Source organism: Liquorilactobacillus mali KCTC 3596 = DSM 20444, from assembly GCF_000260415.1.
GTDB lineage: Bacteria > Bacillota > Bacilli > Lactobacillales > Lactobacillaceae > Liquorilactobacillus > Liquorilactobacillus mali.
This window is the reverse complement of the sequence record NZ_BACP01000057.1, coordinates 93,697-111,948: the sequence shown is the minus strand read 5'-3', so window position 1 is coordinate 111,948 and position 18,252 is coordinate 93,697. Positions and strand designations below refer to the sequence as shown.

Sequence of the window (18,252 nt, the reverse complement as noted above, 5' to 3'; positions counted from 1 at the left end):
TTTATCTGCAATTAAGGTCATTTTGGAACTCGAACAACGTCTCCTGCTTTTAAATCATTATTTGAAGTAAAATTATTAATTTTCATTATATTATCGACAGTTGTACTGTACTTGCTTGCTAAACCTTCTAAGGTGTCCCCACTTTGAACATTAATAGTTTGTGTATTATCTTTTAACTTTTGCACGCTTTCACTTGAAGCCTTAGCGCTGGATTCACTAGCCGCTTTCGCGCTTGCCGCACTCGATGAACTAGCCAGACTGGCAGCTTTGGCACTCGATGAACTAGCCTTTTCCGCTTTAGTTGATTCTTCTTTCTTAGTTTTAGACTTTTTTGAAGAGTTGTGGCTACCAGATACAGTCGCAGAGTCAGTTCCGGACTTGCTTTTTTGCTGGTTTTTATTCTTCGAACTAGCCGTAGATTTACTGTTCTTTTGTGTAAAGCTGTCTTGTATATAATCCCAAACACTTTCCTTTGCAAAAGCCACATTATATATACCACCGCAAAGTAGCAAGAGAACTATAAAGAATCCGGCAGCCTTCAGGCCTTTACCTCTTTTGTCTTTTTTCTCGATAGCAGCCTTTTCCTGATTCTTTTTATCTGAAAGTAATTTAACAGGATCAGCACCACGTTCATTGTAAAAAGCATTGCGCATCTTGGGTTCATCTTTTCTTGTAAAACCATTTTTAAATTGTTCAACTTTAAATTCTTCATATATGGTACTTACATCAAAAGATTGACGCTCACTTTGCTTCTTTGCTAAATAATCTGTCTTCTCTGAAGCAGTCAATGACTGTAACCAACCGAAGGAATACTCATATTGGACCATGATTTCACGAGTTGATCCGAAATCCTGCACCTCACCGAATTCTAGCCAGAGTGTACGCTCACAAAAACGCTCGATATTAACAACATTAATATCCGAAATAACAAAAGATACCCCAATGTCTTTTAAGTTTTGAATCTTATCGCTTACCTTTTTAAAGAAGGCGAGGTCAAGACTACCAAAAATATTATCTATCAAGATAAGTTCTGGTTTAATAAAAAGCGCGATAGCTATCGATAATCTAGCATAAAGTCCAGTAGAAAAAGTTTTTACGGGACAATATAGCCATTCTCCCAAATCACTAAAATTAATAATTGCATTTATTACATGATTTGCCTTAAATTCATCTAGATTTGCAGAAGAAACAGCATGCTTTATATTTTCTAATCCAGTAATATTCTTATCTAACCCGTATCTCGTTGTTGCTACACTGGTATGTGCATCCATCGTGATAAAACCAGTTGTCTGTTTTTCTTTTCCAGCTAAAATGTCTATTAAGATTGTCTTGCCTGCACCATTATTTCCCAGTAATCCAACTGCTTCACCCGGACTGATGCTCAGATTAACACCTCTTAACTCCCAAAATCTTTTATTTTCGCTCGAAGATAACTTTGACTTAACGATATCTTTTTTTTCAGTAAGTATCGGAGTACTCTTCGTAATGTATTTTAATTCTATTTTTTTCATAATTTCACCTAAGATTTTTCTGTTCTATCTACTGCTATGTTACAAGATACTAAATTCTACGTCAATTTCAATAAGATCATCTTAAACTATTTCTGAGAATCGTTCTCTTTCTTATTATTTAACAAGTAAATATCTCTAAAATACTTGATTACAACTTTTAGAACTGCATAAAAAGGAATTCCCAAAATCATCCCCATAAGTCCGGCAAGATTACCTGCAACCAATAATAATACAATGATTGTTAGTGGATGAATATCAAGTGTTTTTCCAATCACATTTGGATAAATCAGATTCCCATCAACTTGTTGTACAATCACGCATACAATAATAACTAACATAACCATTTTGGACGAAATTGAAACTGCAAGCAACAGCGCCGGCAAGACTCCAATATATGGCCCTAAATAAGGGATAAGATTGGTAACCGCGGCCATTACCCCTAACAAAAGAGCATATGGCATTCCTATCATGAAATAACCTAAAGTGGTAAAAGTTGCTACAAAAGTACATTCAATAAACTGTCCTGCAATATACTTTGAAATTGTTTCACCCATTTTTCCCAATAAAACTTCAACTTGTTTTCCATGCTTATTTGGTATAATCCTTTGAATATTTGGAATTAGTCTATGTCCATCTTTTAACATGTAAAATAACATGAAAGGAACAGTTATAACTGTTACAGTGATACTCGTTACCATCCCAATTATCGAGCCAAGACTCTGGGTAACTGTATTCAAAAAACCCGCAACATTCTTCAATAGATTTTTTTCTACAGTGTTGATATAACTGCTGATGTTTAATTGTTTCACCCACTCTTGTCGTGAAAAGTCGTCATAATAACTATTCGTCATTTTTTGTAACGCTCTAATATAATCGGGTGATTTTGAAATAAGCTGTCCTATCTGTGACACCAATATTGGGATTAAAAAAGCTAGGGAAACCGCAACTATGGCTATTAATAATAAAAATACAATTGTTACAGAAAAGGTCCTGTTCAAATAAAACCTACCTATTTTGATTTTCATCAAGAACTTAACTAATGGTTTGAGCAAATAATATAAAAATCCAGAAATTATAACTGGAGCAAACAAAGTTGAGATGAACGTCCCGACGGGCTCAAATATAAAACTTATTTTAGTACAAATCCATATTAAGGTTGCAATCAAGAGAGCTTCGGTTGTAACATACATTAATTTTGAATTTTTCAATTTTTCAAACATTATCGCTCATCCTCATATATTATCGTTAGTTTTGTTTTCCCTATTGAAGCAGAATGCAATGCTCATTGTGTAATTTTTGAGCACTAATAAATTGTTGCTGTAGCCATTCTTGCCCATGCATCATTTTACTTGTTGGAACATCCATGATCTTTAATCAGCAAAGGAGCTGCTACAAAACAATGTTTTGTCACAGCTCCCTCAGTTATAACTCAACGTCTACATACGCCGTGACAATTCTAAATATCGATTATACCAAATCCTGATGTATTCCTCAGAAAAGGGACCCTTTTGGTTATCAATCCAATCAACAAGTGTAAGTACATTGTGCTTCAGAATTTTATCTGTGTCTCTTGAATAATTCCATTTAGTCCCATGTTCTGCATACTCGTCTACATCAAGCAGTTTCTTTTCCCCATTTGGAAAAACCTTGACATCTAGATCATAATCGATATATTTTAGTGCCTCACGGTCTAAAATTGCTGGTGAAGCAAGATTACAATAATACGAAACCCCATTGTCCCTAATCATCGCAATTATATTAAACCAGTAGTGTTTATGAAAATAAACTAGTGCTGGTTCACGTGTAACCCATCGGCGACCGTCGGATTCAGTTACAAGTGTGTGATCATTACAACCAATTAGGGCATTTTCACTGGTTTTAAGTACCATTGTATCCCGCCACGTTCGATGCAAACTACCGTCGTGTTTATAACTTTTGATGGTGATAAAATCACCTTCCTTTGGTTCTCTTGCCTGATGCATGGTTAAAACCTGCCTTCTATAAACACAAGGTGTAACTTACACCGTTATCACTAATCATTATATCAAACTTCTTCAATAAAGCCCAAAAAATAATTAATTATTATTTTTAATTTGCCATCATTTATCTTAAAAATTATCAAACCTAACTTCTATCACAGTCAAATGCAATTTTTTATTTTCGGGACAACTTTGCGACCACTTCACACCTTGCCGTTTGTGGAAACATATCAATTGATTGGATGTAATCAACATAATAATCTTGAGTAAGTTCCCTTAAATCGCGTGCAAGTGTTGATGGATTGCAAGATACGTACACAAACTTTCGTGGTTTAGCTTTTAGAATCGTTTTAATCAGCTTCGCGTCCAACCCAGTTCTAGGTGGATCAACTACCAGTGCATCAAAAACAAAACCATTTTGTTGCCACTCCGGTATCAAATCTTCTGCTTTTCCAACTGCAAAAGAAAATTTTTTTTGCTTATTCAATTCAGCATTGAGTTTTGCATCTTCAATTGCTTCAGGAGTTATATCCATTCCACGAACTTCATTAGTATCATCCGCAACAAACAGTCCAATAGTTCCGACACCGCAATATGCATCAACCAACTTCTCATTTTTACCCAAAGCAAGAGCTTTTTTTACCTCTTCATACATTTTTTGTGTCTGATAAGGATTCAACTGGAAAAAGGCGCGTGCTGATAGTTTAAATTCAACATCGCCCAATTTTTCTGTTATATATTCGTTGCCGCTGAGTAACTTAGTCGATTTTCCCCATATCAGTGAGGTCTTACCCTTGTTTATATTTTGTAAAATTGAGGTAACTTCGGGTAAATTGTTATTAATCTTTTCGAGCAAAAGTCTTTTTTTAGGCAACTTCTCTGAATTAGTAATAAAAACAACTTGCACCTCTCCTGTTGAAAATGATTCTCGAACAACAATTGTCTTTATAATTCCAGAATTGTTCCTTTCGTCATAAATCGGTGTCTCCAAGTCCTCAAAAAACTTGCAGATTTTCCTAATCACTTTCATTGTTAAGGGCCTTTGCGTAGTGAAAGTTGGTAAATCAACCAGTTCGTGTGTCCCACGTTTATACAACCCTGCAACTACTTTCCCATCGGATGTTTTCCTCACTTGAAACTGCGCCTTATTTCGATATTCAAATGGATGCTCCATCCCAATAGTTGATAAGAGTTTAAATTTCTGATAGCCTTGTGGTTTGAATTTCTCTAATGCTTGCGAAACAACATCTCTCTTAAACTTCAGCTGCTCTTCATATTCCAAGTGTTCAAGTTCTATTCCACCAACATCATAGTCATCCTTCTTTTCAATTCTGTGGGGACTTCTCGTTCTAATCTGGTGAATTTTAGCAGTCGCATATCTGCCGTTATCTTCCAAAACTTCAGCTACAACTACTTCACCAGGCAATGCTCCCTCAACAAAAACAACTTTGTGTTTAAAATACCCGATTCCTTCACCATTAATACCTAGTCGCTTAATTGTCAGTGGAAATCTTTTCCCAAGATTTAACGAATTTTGTTCATTAGCTTGATTTCTTTTTTTATATTGCATTACTAAGCTCCCTTGACTTACATTCTTAATCGTCTAATTATATCATTTAATCTTTTTTACTTACATGTTATAAAATATATAAGGAATAAAAAACAGTGGAAGGAATTTATTATGCCAAAAATCTTAACAAAAATTCAAGCTCAAAAAAGACCGGGCAGATTCAATCTTTTTATAGACGGTAAATACAGTTTTTCAGTTTCAGAAAATGTGCTGGTTGAAAACCATCTTTATAAAGGGCAGGAACTCTCAGATGAATTAATTGAGCACCTGATTAATTCTGAAGAATTTTCCAAAATATATCAAAAAGCCCTGAATTACCTGAGTTATCAACTGAGAAGCGAAAAAGAAATAGATGACCACATGAAAAAGATTTCTGACAATACGCTCCTAATCGAGAAAGTTAAAGATAGACTCCGTGATTACAATCTCTTGAACGATGCCAAGTATGCTTCCAGTTATGTCAGAACAATGGTGAATACCTCAGACAAAGGATTCAATATCATTAGGAACAATTTACGAGCAAAAGGTATTTCAGAAAACGATATCGAGCAGGCAAAAGCTGATTACGACCACTCCAAAGTATCCGAAAAATTAGAAACTTTAATTCCAAAACTCATACATCAATACCGTAACCAGCCTTCAAAGATACGCATTCAGAAAGTCAAACAACGTCTCATCGCAAAAGGTTACACTACTGCCGAATTTGAAGATATACTCTCCGTCGACTATTCTAGTGACCCAGAGCATGAAGATGACCTCTTACTGAGTCAGCTGGAAAAACTTTGGAATAAATACAGCAACAGTAATCTTACAGATTCTCAAAGAAAACTAAAAATAAAGCAAACCCTTTATCGTAAAGGATTTGCTTTAGACAAGATCAATAATAAACTTGATGAGCTGTGAAAAATTGCTGCTAATTTTATAAAAAAAACGATTAAAAGTTGAAATTAGCTTTCGACTTTTTTCTTAATGTATTCCTTTAATTTTGCTTTTTTGACCCTAATCTCTTTATAAAAGTATTTTTCAAGGGATGCGTTCAAAACCGCACCTATCATTATGATCCACCCAGAATAATTAAGCCAAAATAATAGCACAATGAATGTCCCAATTGTCCCGTAACTAAGTACTGACTTAGCAAAGTAGCGCACATAGATAGAAAAGCCTTGTGCCAATGCAATCCAACCCAACGTTGCAATTACAGCTCCCGGTATAATCAAGTGTAGATGTAGCTTAGCATTCGGGAGGAAGTAGTAAATTAGACTTATTATAAAAAACAGTCCCAGCAGGGTAACTGGCCACCTCAAGGTACTGAAAATATTACCTAACTCTCTTGGTAACTGAAAAATTGGAGTCAGATAATCAAGAATAGTTTGCCCAAAACTGAATAACAAAATAATTGCAATCATCAAGAAAATGAAAATTAGCGTTAAAAAAAATGAAATAATCCTAGCAGTGATTGCATTTTGTGACTCCTCAACCCCGTATGCCTCATTAAAAGCAAGTTTAAGGGCATTAACACCTCGACTTGTGGCCCACAATGCTACAAGGGCACTCACAGAGATTAATCCTCCGCTACTTCGCTCTAAAAAAGAAATTATAATTGGATTCAGTGTTTTGTATATCGTTGCTGGCACCGCTGACTCTAAGTACATTAAAACCGTAGCTGCCTTAATATTCAGCAAAGGTAACGTGTTTCCAATCAAGATTATTGACGGAAAAATTGCTAATAAAGAATAGTAAGCAATAACAATTGAAGTATTGTTGATATTGATACTGGAAGATCTTTTTACTGAGTCTTTTACAACCTCTTTAATTGCAGTAGTGTTAAATTCTCTTTTCCTAATTTTTTACTCCCCCTATTCGTGTGCTAATTATAGCACGGTAGGAATTAAAAATTAATTACTATGGACTGAAGGAACTGACGATTATCTTTGTAAAGCCGGGTTCGTGATTATTAATCACTATCGGATGTACTTGAAGATGCAGTGCTTGAAGATGCAGTGCTTGCTGGTATCCGAAGCGTCGTTCCAGCAGAAATGGTTCCTGTACTCAAATCATTAATAGACATCAGCCTTGTAACCGTCGTTCCGTACCTACTAGCAATGCTTGACAATGTATCACCTGACTCAACCACATACCTTTTGTAAGTTGAAGAAGCGGTACTAGCAGTCGAGTCCGTTTCTTCACTACTTGCTGTTACACTACTTTTCTTACTTGATTCTGAACTATTTGACTTATTACTTGCTGAGTCACCCGCTGTTGAACTTTGTTGTTTGCTCTCACTGGTAGTTTCACTAGTCTTTCCATACTTCTCTTGAGCAATACTTTGCTGCTTTTTATATTCAACTTTTTGTGATTTCACATTATCACTGAAGACACTTGTAAGTTTGTTTCGCACAAATTCACTAGTACTGCCTAAGACGCAAATAACAACCACGATGATTATAGTTACAAGACTCCACAATACTTTTTTGTTCGTTTTAGTATGGCTTCTTCTTCTAGCCATTTTTCATACCCCCAAATAAACAATTTCTAAAAAATATCCTAAAATCAATTATCAGATATATCTTAAATAAATTCAATAAAAAAATAAAAAAGATCCGTCTAAAACAAATCTTTTTTATTTCGGGCTTTATTTCAAATTCTTTGATAATTCCTTAATATAAGCAATCAAATCATCCTTGACCTCAGGATGTTCGAGACCAAACTGAATTGAAGTTTTTAGATAACCAAACTTGTATCCAACATCAAAACGCTCACCCTTAAACTCATGTGCAAATACGCGCTGAATCTTGTTCAGTCGATCAATAGCATCTGTCAATTGAATCTCATTACCTGCACCTGGTTTTTGTGTCTCTAACATTCCGAATATCTCAGGCGTCAAAAGATAACGACCAATGATTGCAAGATCACTAGGAGCCTTGTCAACATCAGGTTTTTCGACAAACTGCTTTACATCATATAATCCTTTGCTTGTCTCGGAACCTGGATCGATTACACCATACTTATTAACTTCTTCGTGAGGAACACGCATTACAGCAAGTGTTGAAGCATGTGTTTGAGCATAGCGGTCAATTAACTGTTTAGTCAATGGAACCTTATCTCTCATCAAATCATCGCCAAGCATGACAACAAAGGGCTCATTTCCTACAAAGTCTTTGGCCATTAATACGGCATCCCCAAGTCCTCTAGGGTGTGATTGGCGAATAAAGTATAAGTTGATATCCGTTGTTTGTTCAACCAGTTTCAGTAATTCGGTCTTTCCTTTTTCTTTAAGGTTTTGTTCCAACTCAGGAACCGAATCAAAGTGATCTTCGATTGGTCGTTTACCTTTTCCAGTTACAACTAAGATATCTTCAATCCCAGATTTTTTTGCCTCTTCCACGATATATTGAATCGTTGGTTTATCAATTATTGGCAACATTTCTTTAGCAAGTGCCTTAGTTGCTGGTAAAAAACGAGTGCCTAAACCAGCAGCAGGAATAACAGCTTTTCTAACTTTCATAAGTAATAGCTCCTTTTATACACTTTTTACGATTATAGTATTTATCCTATTTATTAACAGTTATTATCGATTCATATTACAAGCCAAATACCAGAACCTATTTTATATAGAAAATCAATATTAATCAAGCAAATACTTTTTATCAAGTTCTGGGTCTTGTGAAGTTAAAATTTTGGGACCATCTTCAGTGATTACAATTGTATGCTCAAACTGACATGACAGACTTCCATCTGCTGTTCGTGCAGTCCAACCATTTGGATCGTCCATCTCAGCTCTCCACGTACCCATGTTAATCATTGGTTCAATAGTAATAGTCATTCCTGCACGCAGTCTCAAACCTTTACCAGCCTCACCATAATGAGGAACATTTGGGCTTTCATGCATTGTTGGCCCGATTCCATGACCGATAAAATCGCGGACATCACCATAACCATTGACATCCTCAGTATAGTGTTGAATTGCAGCACCAATGTCACCAATTCTTTTTCCAACTTGAGCCTGTTCTATTCCTAGGTAAAGTGCCTCTTTTGTGACCTTCATTAAGTGGTCAATCTCTGGCGTTGATTTTCCTACAACATAGCTCCAGCAAGAATCACTCATTGCACCATGATAATTAACAACCGTGTCAACCTTGATCAGATCCCCATCTTTCAAGATCAATCCCTTTCTTGGAAAGCCGTGGCAAATCTCATCATTCACGCTGACACATGTTGCATATTTATAACCTTCAAAACCAATTTGTTCAGGAATTGCACCGTTATCTTTAAAATACTTACGTGCAAATTTTTCAATCTCCCAACTAGAAATTCCTGGCCTAATGATATTGCGCAATCCTATATGCATCCCTGCTAAAATTGCGCCTGACTTTGCCATTTCTTTAATTTCTCGTGGTGACTTCAATGTAATCATAATTCTTTGCCTCCAATTTAATATACACGACCATTATATCCTAAATTTAGCATAATGTTTCAATTACTTTAAATGAGAATATAAAATTCTGTTATAATAGCTAGTGATAGATTATTGAAAGAAGGCCCATATGAATGACTAAAGCTAAAGTAGTATTTGCTTCAATTACTGGAAACAATGAAGATATTGCTGATATCGTTACAGAAAAATTGGAAGAAAAAGGTGTCACTGTTGACATTGAAGAAATCTCACAGTGCGATCCTTCTGATTTCGAAGATGTTGATTTATGCATTGTTGTACCTTATACATATGATGAAGGTGCACTCCCTGATGAAGGAATTGACTTTTTTGAAGATTTAAATGATCTCGATCTAACTGGAAAGGTCTATGGTGTTGCAGGTTCTGGGGATACTTTCTATGGTGAATATTATTGCGTTGCTGTAGACAAATTTGAAGAAGCTTTTGAAAATACAGGTGCTACCAAGGGCACCAACAGTGTAAAAATAAATCTGGCTCCAGATACAGATGAAGCGTTGCAGCAATTAGATGTTTTTGTAAATGAGCTAGTAGCAAAAATAAGTAAGTGATCTTTTTTAGTGCTTATTAACTAGTTCTTTTAGGAGGAATTTCTTTGATATTCTCATTTACAAAAAAAAATAATTTAAATTTATATTTGCAATATACCGCAATTTTTGCTCTTATTGCTTTTTTTGTGTATGGTACTTATTTTGTTACCGGTCACTCTCTAATTTGGCATATAGATGGGGCTCAACAACATCTTCCTCTATTAGAAGAGTTTCGTAAAACACTGCTTGGTATAATGAAACATCCCTTTTCATCATGGCCCCAATGGTCGTTCAAACTTGGACTTGGCGGAGATATTTTCCAAATTAATGCTTATTATGTAACAGGAGATATTTTTAATTATCTAACTCTATTATTTCCTGTTTCAAAAATTATTTTTGCATATCAATTTTTAATTATGCTGCGCTTGTATTGTGTCGGCCTTATTTTTTGCTATTTTGCATCCCACTTTTCCTTTAAAAATTCCATAATCCTTTCTGGAACTGTCGTCTACTTGTTCAATGCATTCTTGCTTTATGCGAATATTGCGCAGCCTTTCTTCTCCATTCCCTTTATGATTTTCCCCTTGTTAATACTTGGAATTGAGCGTGTGCTGCAGCAAAAATCTATTTGGCCATTAACATTTGCTTTTTGCTGGATGCTCTTTAGCAACTTTTATTTTGCATATATTCTAGGATTCGGTGCCCTACTATACTTAATTCTGCGCTACCTAATAACTTATCGTAAAAAAATAGCATTTATCAAAACATTTTTCAAACTAGGACTAAGTACAGTTATCTCACTTTCCGTAACTGCTATTTTATGGGTACCAGAGATGTTGGCAGTCTTTTCATCCACACGCAGCAACGCTCCCTTTGCAAATGGGTTGCGACTTTATCCGCTCTACTACTATCTTGCGCTGCCTTCGCAATTAATTAATGGCGGTAATCGCAATTTCTATTTTTGGAGTGCTTTGGGATTTGCCAGCATTAGCTTTTTTGCGATTGTCTTTGTCCTTATCAAAATAAAAAAATACCCTCTTCTTGGTACCAGCTTTATTTTGGGATTAATAATGCTCTTATTTCCGCAATTTGGAGCATTATTCAATGGTTTGACTTCTCCATCAAATCGTTGGACACTGATGTTATCACTTCCCATTGCTATTTCAGTCTGCATATTGATTAAACAACTTCACAAATTAACACATAAGACAAAATTAACTTTTACTTATTGCCTTGCAATATATAGTTTCTGGATTTTTTTGACTTACTTCTTTCAAAATGATGAAAAGCTTTTTATTCCAATGGCCTTTTTATTTATTAGTTACGGCTTCTTAGTCTATTATTCTGCTGGAAAAAAGAGCCATGCTAATTATGCTTTTCTAGCATTAGTCGTAGTCAATGTTATCTTTAATGCTATTTATTTTGAGGCTCCCTATAACGGGGGATATTCAAACGAGATGCTGCCTCTTAAGGGCTACGAAAAACTTGTTAAAACAAGATATGCTGGCCTAGATAAAGATTTAAAATCAACTAATTTATACCGTGTTTCAACCATTAGCCAAAATTATAATTTGGGTAGCGGTTTTCATATGTACAACGCGCAGCCTAATAAATTAAACTCGATTACTTCTTACTATTCGCTACAAAACATTAATGTCGGTAACTTTGCCCGAAAAATGCAAAATTCGCAGTATGAGGCAAACATTCCAATTAGTCAATTCAGTGACCGAACAGTCTTAAATAACTTTTTGGGTGTACGTTACATCTTTGCTCAAATAAACCAAAAAAATTCAGCCAAGATCCCAGCTAATTATCTTCCAGAAAAAGCGTCTACCCGATTAGCAAGCAGCAGTGACAATCAATCGGATAGTACAGATAAGCAAACCGTTCGCTATAAAACGGAGCAGGCTTTCCCACTCATCTACTGGCAGAATACTGTTATCGATTCTAAGCAGTTTAAGTCTATGACAACGACTGCTAAAGAACGTGCTCTCGCAACTGGAGTTCATGTAAGCAACTCAATAGCAAAACACTATGCCAAAGCCAAAACTGCAGATGATACGCAAGAACTCGAATACTATATCGTTTCTAGTCGCGGAAATGTTGTCAGCACAGCAAATCTTGAACATCTAGATAGTACGGAAACCTACAAAATCATCTTAAAGAATCCAGCCAATTATAAAAATAGCGAACTGCATGTTGAACTCAGCGATATTAAATATCATCAGTTATCACTGACAAAGCAGATTCAGATTGAACAAAATAAACAGGCCACTCTCACCTCAAGTGGGATTATTTCTAATAGTGACAACTATAATTACTATCGTTATCTTCGCTATCACATTCTAAACGGCTCGCCTGACAACAGCTTTAGTATAAGTGTTTCTTCAAGTTTAGGAACCGAAAGTATTACACAGCCTAAACAGTCAGATCTGTCATTTTACAAGACCGTAAAATCTGGATTGCTAAACTTAGGTTATTTCACTTCGACTCCCAAGTATTTTACTTTAACACCATCCAAGTTGGGAATATATGATTTCAAGCTTAAGATTGTTGCTGAAAAACTTGGTAAGAAGTATAACCAAGAAGTTGCAAAAATTCAAAAAAATCGTTTAAAGTCACTGAAGTTCTCTAAGAACAAGATTACTGGTACAATTAAAACTACTCAAAAAGGAATATTAACCTCATCGATTCCATTTTCTGAGGGTTGGAGCGTCTACGATAATGGTAGGAAATTAAAAGCTATCAAGACCAACACAGGATTTTTAGGAACACAACTTAAATCTGGGTCTCATCATATTAAATTAATTTACTCGACCCCTGGATTGAAGACTGGTAAATTAATAACAATAGGCGGCATCTTTTTGCTAATATTATCAGCATTTTCGCTTATTCTAATAAAAAAACTATTTTTACACAAAACGAAAAAATAGTTCAACAAAGGAGTCTTATCATGAATAAAATACTTTTATTAGGAGACTTAGTTCCACAAGCCAAGCAAAAAATTTCAGATTTGGGTTATGAATTCGATATACTACCAAATGCTCAATCATTCGAACAACTTGACCCACAAGAATTTTCTGCGTACGAAGGAATAATTGCTCGCAATATAGAACCTGTTGATCCTAGATTTATTACCAAGCTACCCAATTTAAAAATTATTGCCCGCAATGGAGCCGGTACTGATAATGTTCCAATTGAGTTAGCAACCGAGAGAAATGTTTGGGTTTCTAATACGCCTGGTGCTAATGCTCAGGCTGTGGCCGAACATGCCTTGTCACTAGCATTCTATTTACTGAAAGACTTTGGTAGTAACCGGATGAGTAAAAAAAATGATCTAGCGACAGCAGTAGGTGCTGAACTACGCGGGAAAACTGTAGGAATTGTCGGTTGGGGATTCATTGGCAAAAGATTTGCGGAACTAATGTCAGTACTAGGTGCTAATGTTATTTTTTATAATCGCTCAAAAAGAGAATCGTCTTTTGCAAAGCAAGTCAACCTCAATGAATTATTTTCAGTAAGTGATATTATCTCACTCCATATTCCAGTAACACCGGATACAAAGTATATGATTACTGATGATTTAATTAAGAACACCAAAAAACAACCTATTTTGATTAATACAAGCCGTGGCGAACTGGTCAAAAATGCAGTTTTACTGAAGGGACTTCAACAAGGATTGTTAAGTTCTGTAGGCTTGGATATCTATGATAACGATGAAGCTTCACTTGAGAAGTTGCTATCTCTTCCAAATGTAATTGTCACAAATCATTCTGCTGCATTGACCGCTGAAAGTCTTGCAGCAATGGCGTTAGGCGCTATCAATAATGTTGATGCAGTAATTAAAAATGGAAAACCTTTAAATCCAATTAATACACTCAATATAAATTAATCTATGAGAGTAACAGCGTAGGCTGAAAATTTTAGTACCACCATTAAATTATGGACTTAGGTTGTTATAATTCAACGTTTGATAAATAGCTTATGGACCATATTTAGAGGAAATAAAAAGAGGAGCCAGATCAAAAAATACCTTTTGACCTGGTCCTCTTTTTACTTTAAAATTCAACTATACTCATTGCAGTCTGATAAATAGGAATTAACCTCTCAAAAACATCGTATATTTCAGTAAGAAATTCTTCACTGCTGTGTTTACTAAAGTATTCTTTTGGAAAGATTTTTCCAATCTGAAACTCACCTTTTTTTACATTCTTCCATCTTTTCAAAGCTTCAATCATATCTGTGTTTTCAATCTTTTCACTCTTAGTTTTGGTGTGATCGAGTGACACATCAAAATCAGTTGGTATAGCAACTATTTTTTCTGGATTTTCAATAAATGCGGCAGCCATTTTTTCTTCTCCTTTGGGATTATCAATGAATGAGAGCCACAATGCAAGGTAGTCTTTGTTAACCGCTACTTGAAAATGCGGTTCCATTTTGTATCCTCTTTGTTGCTGACTAAATGCGCACCACGTTATTTCCGGTGCATATTTTGTTCTCCTTCTGTGTTGTGCCACATGCTCGTAAAACACCTTACAACACTTTGATTCAAAGAAAGGAACTAATTTATCTCCTAATAATTTGAATTCTGGCTGAACAGTTTCTCTGATGGCTTGCATCCTTTCATCAAGACCCTGTACCAAAAATACATCAAATACATCTTCCGATATCATGTATATCCACCTCAAATTTTGCAATTTGCTACTCAAATACCATCTGATTAACATACAGATTATAATAGAAGCCCTTATCTTTCAACAATTTTTGGTGGTTTCCACGTTCTATTACTACTCCATCTTTTAAGACAATAATTTCATCTGCTTCCACAATTGTCTTAAGTCGATGGGCAATAACAAAACTTGTTCTTCCAGCAATAACATTGTCCATTGCTTTTTTTATTTTTTCTTCTGTAACCATATCAACATTTGAAGTTGCTTCATCTAAAATTAAAAAGCTAGGATCAGTCAACAACGTTCTAGCAATACTGAGCAATTGTTTTTGACCAACAGATAGTATCGAATTTTCATCATCGACTTTAGTTTCGTATTTATCTGGCAAGCTTTCAATATAATCATGAATATGTGCCTGCTTTGCAGCAGCAATCATCTGGGCCTCTGTTGCTTCTGGTAATCCAAATTTTATATTATCAGCAATTGTCCCTGAAAATAAAACTGAATCCTGTAGTACAATTCCAACGTTTTTACGTAACGAATGCAGTTCAAAATCTCTTACATCCGTTCCATCAAATAAAACTTCACCATTTGTTACATCATAAAAACGATTTAGCAAATTCATTACTGTTGTTTTACCTGAACCAGTCGGTCCAACTAGTGCAATCATTTTACCTTTCTTCACGCTAATATCAATTCCATGCAGAATCTCTTTTTCGCTATTATATCCAAAGTGAACATTCTTCAACTCAACTCCTTCATTAACCTCCAGAAGTTTTCGTCCATCCTTATTTACTTGTTCTTCAGGCTGTTTCAGCACAGTACTCAATCTTTTAGCACCAGTCAATGCTAATTGCAGCATAGAATACATGGATGTGATCTGCGTAATAGGCTGAAAATATTGTTGTGAATATTGAACAAAGGTAACTACTAACCCTAATCCAACTGCCTTACCTACATCTCCATTGATTACCATCCAAGAACCATATGCTATAACAATCGCCAAATTAAGCAATGACAATCCCTGCATCAGGGGGAAAAGCATGCCTGAATACAACTGTCCTTTGAACGTCGACTTACGAACACGTTCATTTAATACCTTGAAATTTTCTACTGATTTTTTCTGCAGACCATTAGTAATAATGATTTTCTCACCATTGATTTGCTCATTAACATATCCATTTAACTTACTAATTTCATCTTGCTGATTGTCAATATAATACCTTGCCTTTCGGATAATAAAAAAGGCGATTAAAATCACGAAAGGTGTTGAAGCGACTGTAGCTAACGCAAGTTTGACATTCAATGAAAACATCATCCAGATGACTCCTATGTAGAGTACTACCTGTGAAATCAATTCGAAAATTGCTTGGTTCATCGCATTGAAAATGTTATCCAAATCAGATGTAAATAATGATAGTATTTTACCATCTTGGTGTCTATCAAAATAACTGATTGTCATTTTTTGCAACTTGCCAAACAGTCCGCGCTGCATCTTATTAGTTGATAGAGCATTTATTCGCGAAATCAACAAACTTGAGATCAGCATAGTAAATACTGACAAGAGATAAAACCCTAGTATCATCCAAAGTGCATTATGAAAATTAGCTAAAGATGCGCTTTGATGGGTTGCTGGATTCATATAAGCAACTAAATATTTACTAAGACTTGTCATGGCTTTTCCCAAATAAACTGGTGCTTTTATCTGTGCCCACGTAGAAATGATCGTTAAACCTACAACAAAGATCAATCCTTTCCAGTACGGCTTTAAATAATGCTTAAAATATGCAATTGATAATTTAAAATCCTTCACTATGCTTGCCCTCCTATTCGTGAAAGCTGTGCAGCATATATCTCTCGGTAAATTGGCGAGTTCTCTAATAGCTCTTTATGTGTTCCCATTCCAACTAACTCACCGTCATCAAGTACCAAAATCGTGTCCGCCTTTATTACTGAGGATATTTTTTCTGCAATCATAAAGACCGTCGTTGTTTTCATTTCACTTTCAAGCGCCTGCTGAACCAATTTCTCGGATTTTGCATCCAATGCAGAAGTTGAATCATCAAGAATTAATATTTTAGGTTTGCCTATGATTCCTCTAGCAATTGATAATCTTTGTTTTTGACCACCGGAAAAATTAGCAGATCTCTCTTCTACACGATGCTTTACACCATCATCATATTTATCAACAAATTCTTTCGCCTGGGCTACATCTAGTGCCCATTCCATTTCTTCATTCGTTGCATCAGATTTTCCTTGTTTCAAATTGTCCTCAATCGTACCAGAAAAAAGAATTGCCTTTTGCAAAACAAAACTAACTGTTTTGCGCAATGTTGATGCAGCAATTGTCTGTAATTTTTTGCCGCCGATCTTAATGTCCCCTTTTGTTGGGTCATACAACCGCGCAATTAATTGTGCCAACGTTGTTTTCCCAGATCCTGTAGAGCCAACAATTCCGACAAAATTTCCTGCCTCAATCTCAAATGAAATATTCTTCAGAGAGTCTTCACTGGCGTTAGGATATGCAAAGCTAACATTTTCGAACTCAATGTTTGAAGCTAACGTGTCCTCAACTGAACTATCACTAAATTCAATATCAGGCTTAGTTTCTAACACCTCTTTAACACGATTCATTGAGATCATTCCTCTAGAGGCCATCGTCATCGTCATAGCACCTATTATAATAGCGAACATTAATTGCATCAGATAAGAAATAAATGATGCGATTGCTGCCAAATCATTTGGATGGCTTGTAATTTTAGCTCCAATAAGATAAACCGCCAATAGAATCATCAAATTTGAAATTAACATAAAAGCAGGGATTAATAATGAAAATAAATATCCAATCGTTAAATTCAAGTTTTTCAGTTCGCCTGCAGTTGTAGCAAATTTTTTGGCCTCGTTTTCTTCTTGATTAAATGATTTAACGACCCGAATACCTTGCATTGATTCCTTTGCAACTGTATTCATCTTATCCAACCATTTTTGAAATTTCGCAAATAAATTACCCATGTGCGAAAAAACCGCACCTGTTAATAATAATATCAATCCAATCATCAAAATTTCAATCCACCATAATCTAGGAACTGTAATGATTCCCAAGACAAATGCTCCCACAAAAAGTAACGGAATCCGTAGTATTTGCGTTAACATCGTCATTACTAGATTTAAAATCTGATTCATATCATTAATTAACCGTACGACTAAACTACCAGTTGAAAATTTCTCGATATTTCCAAAAGAAAATTCTTGAATTTTATCATATAGTTCCGCCCTTAAATCAGTCGTAACCGCTTGTGCTACCTTTGCAGAGAAAAAGGTACTGGTAATTCCTGCAACGATACCAATTAACGCCAAGACAATCAGCTGAACCCCATAATCATAAACCTCAGTACGATTATTCGCGATTATTGCTTTCATGATTGTTTGTAAGAGCTTAGGCTGCCACAAAGTACTTCCGGCTAACACAATTACCGAAATAACAGCTCCAATTATTGATAGATAATTATTTTTTAAATAGGGTTTTAAAATTCCCATATAGA

At 35.4% G+C, this 18,252-nt stretch carries 15 protein-coding genes; 4 read left to right on the top strand and 11 right to left on the bottom strand.

Annotation, left to right across the window (positions count from 1 at the left end):
- Window positions 1-17: 17 nt before the first annotated feature.
- The 4 genes from GSM_RS10170 to rlmD all read right to left on the bottom strand — a co-directional run bounded on the left by GSM_RS10170 (window position 18) and on the right by rlmD (window position 5,060).
- Complete coding sequence (locus GSM_RS10170; protein WP_003691444.1) at window positions 18-1,511, bottom strand: ATP-binding cassette domain-containing protein; 1,494 nt, start codon at window positions 1,509-1,511, stop codon at window positions 18-20.
- An 86-nt stretch (window positions 1,512-1,597) separates the two neighbouring features.
- Complete coding sequence (locus tag GSM_RS10165; protein ID WP_003691448.1) at window positions 1,598-2,731, bottom strand: AI-2E family transporter; 1,134 nt, start codon at window positions 2,729-2,731, stop codon at window positions 1,598-1,600.
- Window positions 2,732-2,947: 216 nt separating this feature from the next.
- The gene (gene ntdP, locus GSM_RS10160) at window positions 2,948-3,493 is read right to left on the bottom strand and encodes a nucleoside tri-diphosphate phosphatase (protein WP_003691449.1); all 546 of its coding nucleotides are present in this window, start codon (window positions 3,491-3,493) and stop codon (window positions 2,948-2,950) included.
- Window positions 3,494-3,665: 172 nt separating this feature from the next.
- A complete protein-coding gene (gene rlmD / locus GSM_RS10155; RefSeq protein WP_003691451.1) occupies window positions 3,666-5,060 on the bottom strand; it encodes a 23S rRNA (uracil(1939)-C(5))-methyltransferase RlmD in 1,395 nt (464 codons plus the stop codon).
- Between the two features lie 111 nt (window positions 5,061-5,171).
- Here rlmD and recX point away from each other — a divergent pair, with 111 nt between their 5' ends.
- Window positions 5,172-5,963: a recombination regulator RecX gene (gene recX / locus GSM_RS10150; protein WP_003691453.1), complete on the top strand. Its 792-nt coding sequence runs from the start codon at window positions 5,172-5,174 to the stop codon at window positions 5,961-5,963.
- 44 nt (window positions 5,964-6,007) lie between these two features.
- Here the strand turns inward: recX and GSM_RS10145 are convergent, their stop codons facing one another.
- The 4 genes from GSM_RS10145 to map all read right to left on the bottom strand — a co-directional run bounded on the left by GSM_RS10145 (window position 6,008) and on the right by map (window position 9,474).
- Entirely contained in the window at window positions 6,008-6,874 is an 867-nt protein-coding gene (locus GSM_RS10145) for a YihY/virulence factor BrkB family protein (protein ID WP_076621442.1), read from the bottom strand.
- Window positions 6,875-7,014: 140 nt separating this feature from the next.
- Window positions 7,015-7,566 (bottom strand): LysM peptidoglycan-binding domain-containing protein, encoded by a 552-nt coding sequence (locus tag GSM_RS10140; protein ID WP_003691456.1) that lies wholly within the window; start codon window positions 7,564-7,566, stop codon window positions 7,015-7,017.
- A gap of 126 nt (window positions 7,567-7,692) precedes the next feature.
- Window positions 7,693-8,565 (bottom strand): UTP--glucose-1-phosphate uridylyltransferase GalU, encoded by an 873-nt coding sequence (gene galU / locus GSM_RS10135; RefSeq protein WP_003691457.1) that lies wholly within the window; start codon window positions 8,563-8,565, stop codon window positions 7,693-7,695.
- A gap of 120 nt (window positions 8,566-8,685) precedes the next feature.
- Window positions 8,686-9,474, bottom strand: coding sequence for a type I methionyl aminopeptidase (gene map, locus GSM_RS10130; protein ID WP_003691458.1), 789 nt, complete (start codon window positions 9,472-9,474; stop codon window positions 8,686-8,688).
- Between the two features lie 134 nt (window positions 9,475-9,608).
- Here map and GSM_RS10125 point away from each other — a divergent pair, with 134 nt between their 5' ends.
- The 3 genes from GSM_RS10125 to GSM_RS10115 are packed head-to-tail and all read left to right on the top strand — an operon-like array spanning window position 9,609 to window position 13,932.
- Complete coding sequence (locus GSM_RS10125; RefSeq protein WP_003691459.1) at window positions 9,609-10,061, top strand: flavodoxin; 453 nt, start codon at window positions 9,609-9,611, stop codon at window positions 10,059-10,061.
- A gap of 44 nt (window positions 10,062-10,105) precedes the next feature.
- Window positions 10,106-12,973 carry a YfhO family protein gene (locus GSM_RS10120; RefSeq protein ID WP_010078192.1) on the top strand — a complete coding sequence of 956 codons (2,868 nt, stop codon included), beginning with the start codon at window positions 10,106-10,108 and terminating at the stop codon, window positions 12,971-12,973.
- A 20-nt stretch (window positions 12,974-12,993) separates the two neighbouring features.
- Window positions 12,994-13,932, top strand: coding sequence for an NAD(P)-dependent oxidoreductase (locus tag GSM_RS10115; protein WP_003691461.1), 939 nt, complete (start codon window positions 12,994-12,996; stop codon window positions 13,930-13,932).
- A gap of 166 nt (window positions 13,933-14,098) precedes the next feature.
- On the opposite strand, the gene GSM_RS10110 is transcribed toward GSM_RS10115, so the two are convergent.
- Genes GSM_RS10110 through GSM_RS10100 form a run of 3 tightly spaced genes read right to left on the bottom strand, consistent with a single transcriptional unit; the run spans window position 14,099 to window position 18,247 of the window.
- Window positions 14,099-14,713, bottom strand: a complete 615-nt coding sequence (locus tag GSM_RS10110; RefSeq protein ID WP_003691462.1) for a DUF1054 family protein — start codon at window positions 14,711-14,713, stop codon at window positions 14,099-14,101.
- Window positions 14,714-14,741: 28 nt separating this feature from the next.
- The gene (locus GSM_RS10105) at window positions 14,742-16,523 is read right to left on the bottom strand and encodes an ABC transporter ATP-binding protein (protein ID WP_003691463.1); all 1,782 of its coding nucleotides are present in this window, start codon (window positions 16,521-16,523) and stop codon (window positions 14,742-14,744) included.
- Window positions 16,523-18,247 carry an ABC transporter ATP-binding protein gene (locus tag GSM_RS10100; protein WP_010078191.1) on the bottom strand — a complete coding sequence of 575 codons (1,725 nt, stop codon included), beginning with the start codon at window positions 18,245-18,247 and terminating at the stop codon, window positions 16,523-16,525. Before GSM_RS10100 ends, GSM_RS10105 begins: the two co-directional genes overlap by 1 nt.
- Window positions 18,248-18,252: the final 5 nt, after the last annotated feature.

Excerpts from the sequence above, each read along its gene's own strand:
- GSM_RS10165 (WP_003691448.1), bottom strand. The coding sequence starts at position 2,731 with ATGTTTGAAAAATTGAAAAATTCAAAATTAATGTATGTTACAACCGAA.
- GSM_RS10170 (WP_003691444.1), bottom strand. The coding sequence starts at position 1,511 with ATGAAAAAAATAGAATTAAAATACATTACGAAGAGTACTCCGATACTT.
- GSM_RS10110 (WP_003691462.1), bottom strand. The coding sequence starts at position 14,713 with ATGATATCGGAAGATGTATTTGATGTATTTTTGGTACAGGGTCTTGAT.
- recX (WP_003691453.1), top strand. The coding sequence starts at position 5,172 with ATGCCAAAAATCTTAACAAAAATTCAAGCTCAAAAAAGACCGGGCAGA.
- GSM_RS10140 (WP_003691456.1), bottom strand. The coding sequence starts at position 7,566 with ATGGCTAGAAGAAGAAGCCATACTAAAACGAACAAAAAAGTATTGTGG.
- GSM_RS10115 (WP_003691461.1), top strand. The coding sequence starts at position 12,994 with ATGAATAAAATACTTTTATTAGGAGACTTAGTTCCACAAGCCAAGCAA.
- GSM_RS10125 (WP_003691459.1), top strand. The coding sequence starts at position 9,609 with ATGACTAAAGCTAAAGTAGTATTTGCTTCAATTACTGGAAACAATGAA.
- galU (WP_003691457.1), bottom strand. The coding sequence starts at position 8,565 with ATGAAAGTTAGAAAAGCTGTTATTCCTGCTGCTGGTTTAGGCACTCGT.
- GSM_RS10100 (WP_010078191.1), bottom strand. The coding sequence starts at position 18,247 with ATGGGAATTTTAAAACCCTATTTAAAAAATAATTATCTATCAATAATT.
- rlmD (WP_003691451.1), bottom strand. The coding sequence starts at position 5,060 with ATGCAATATAAAAAAAGAAATCAAGCTAATGAACAAAATTCGTTAAAT.
- ntdP (WP_003691449.1), bottom strand. The coding sequence starts at position 3,493 with ATGCATCAGGCAAGAGAACCAAAGGAAGGTGATTTTATCACCATCAAA.
- map (WP_003691458.1), bottom strand. The coding sequence starts at position 9,474 with ATGATTACATTGAAGTCACCACGAGAAATTAAAGAAATGGCAAAGTCA.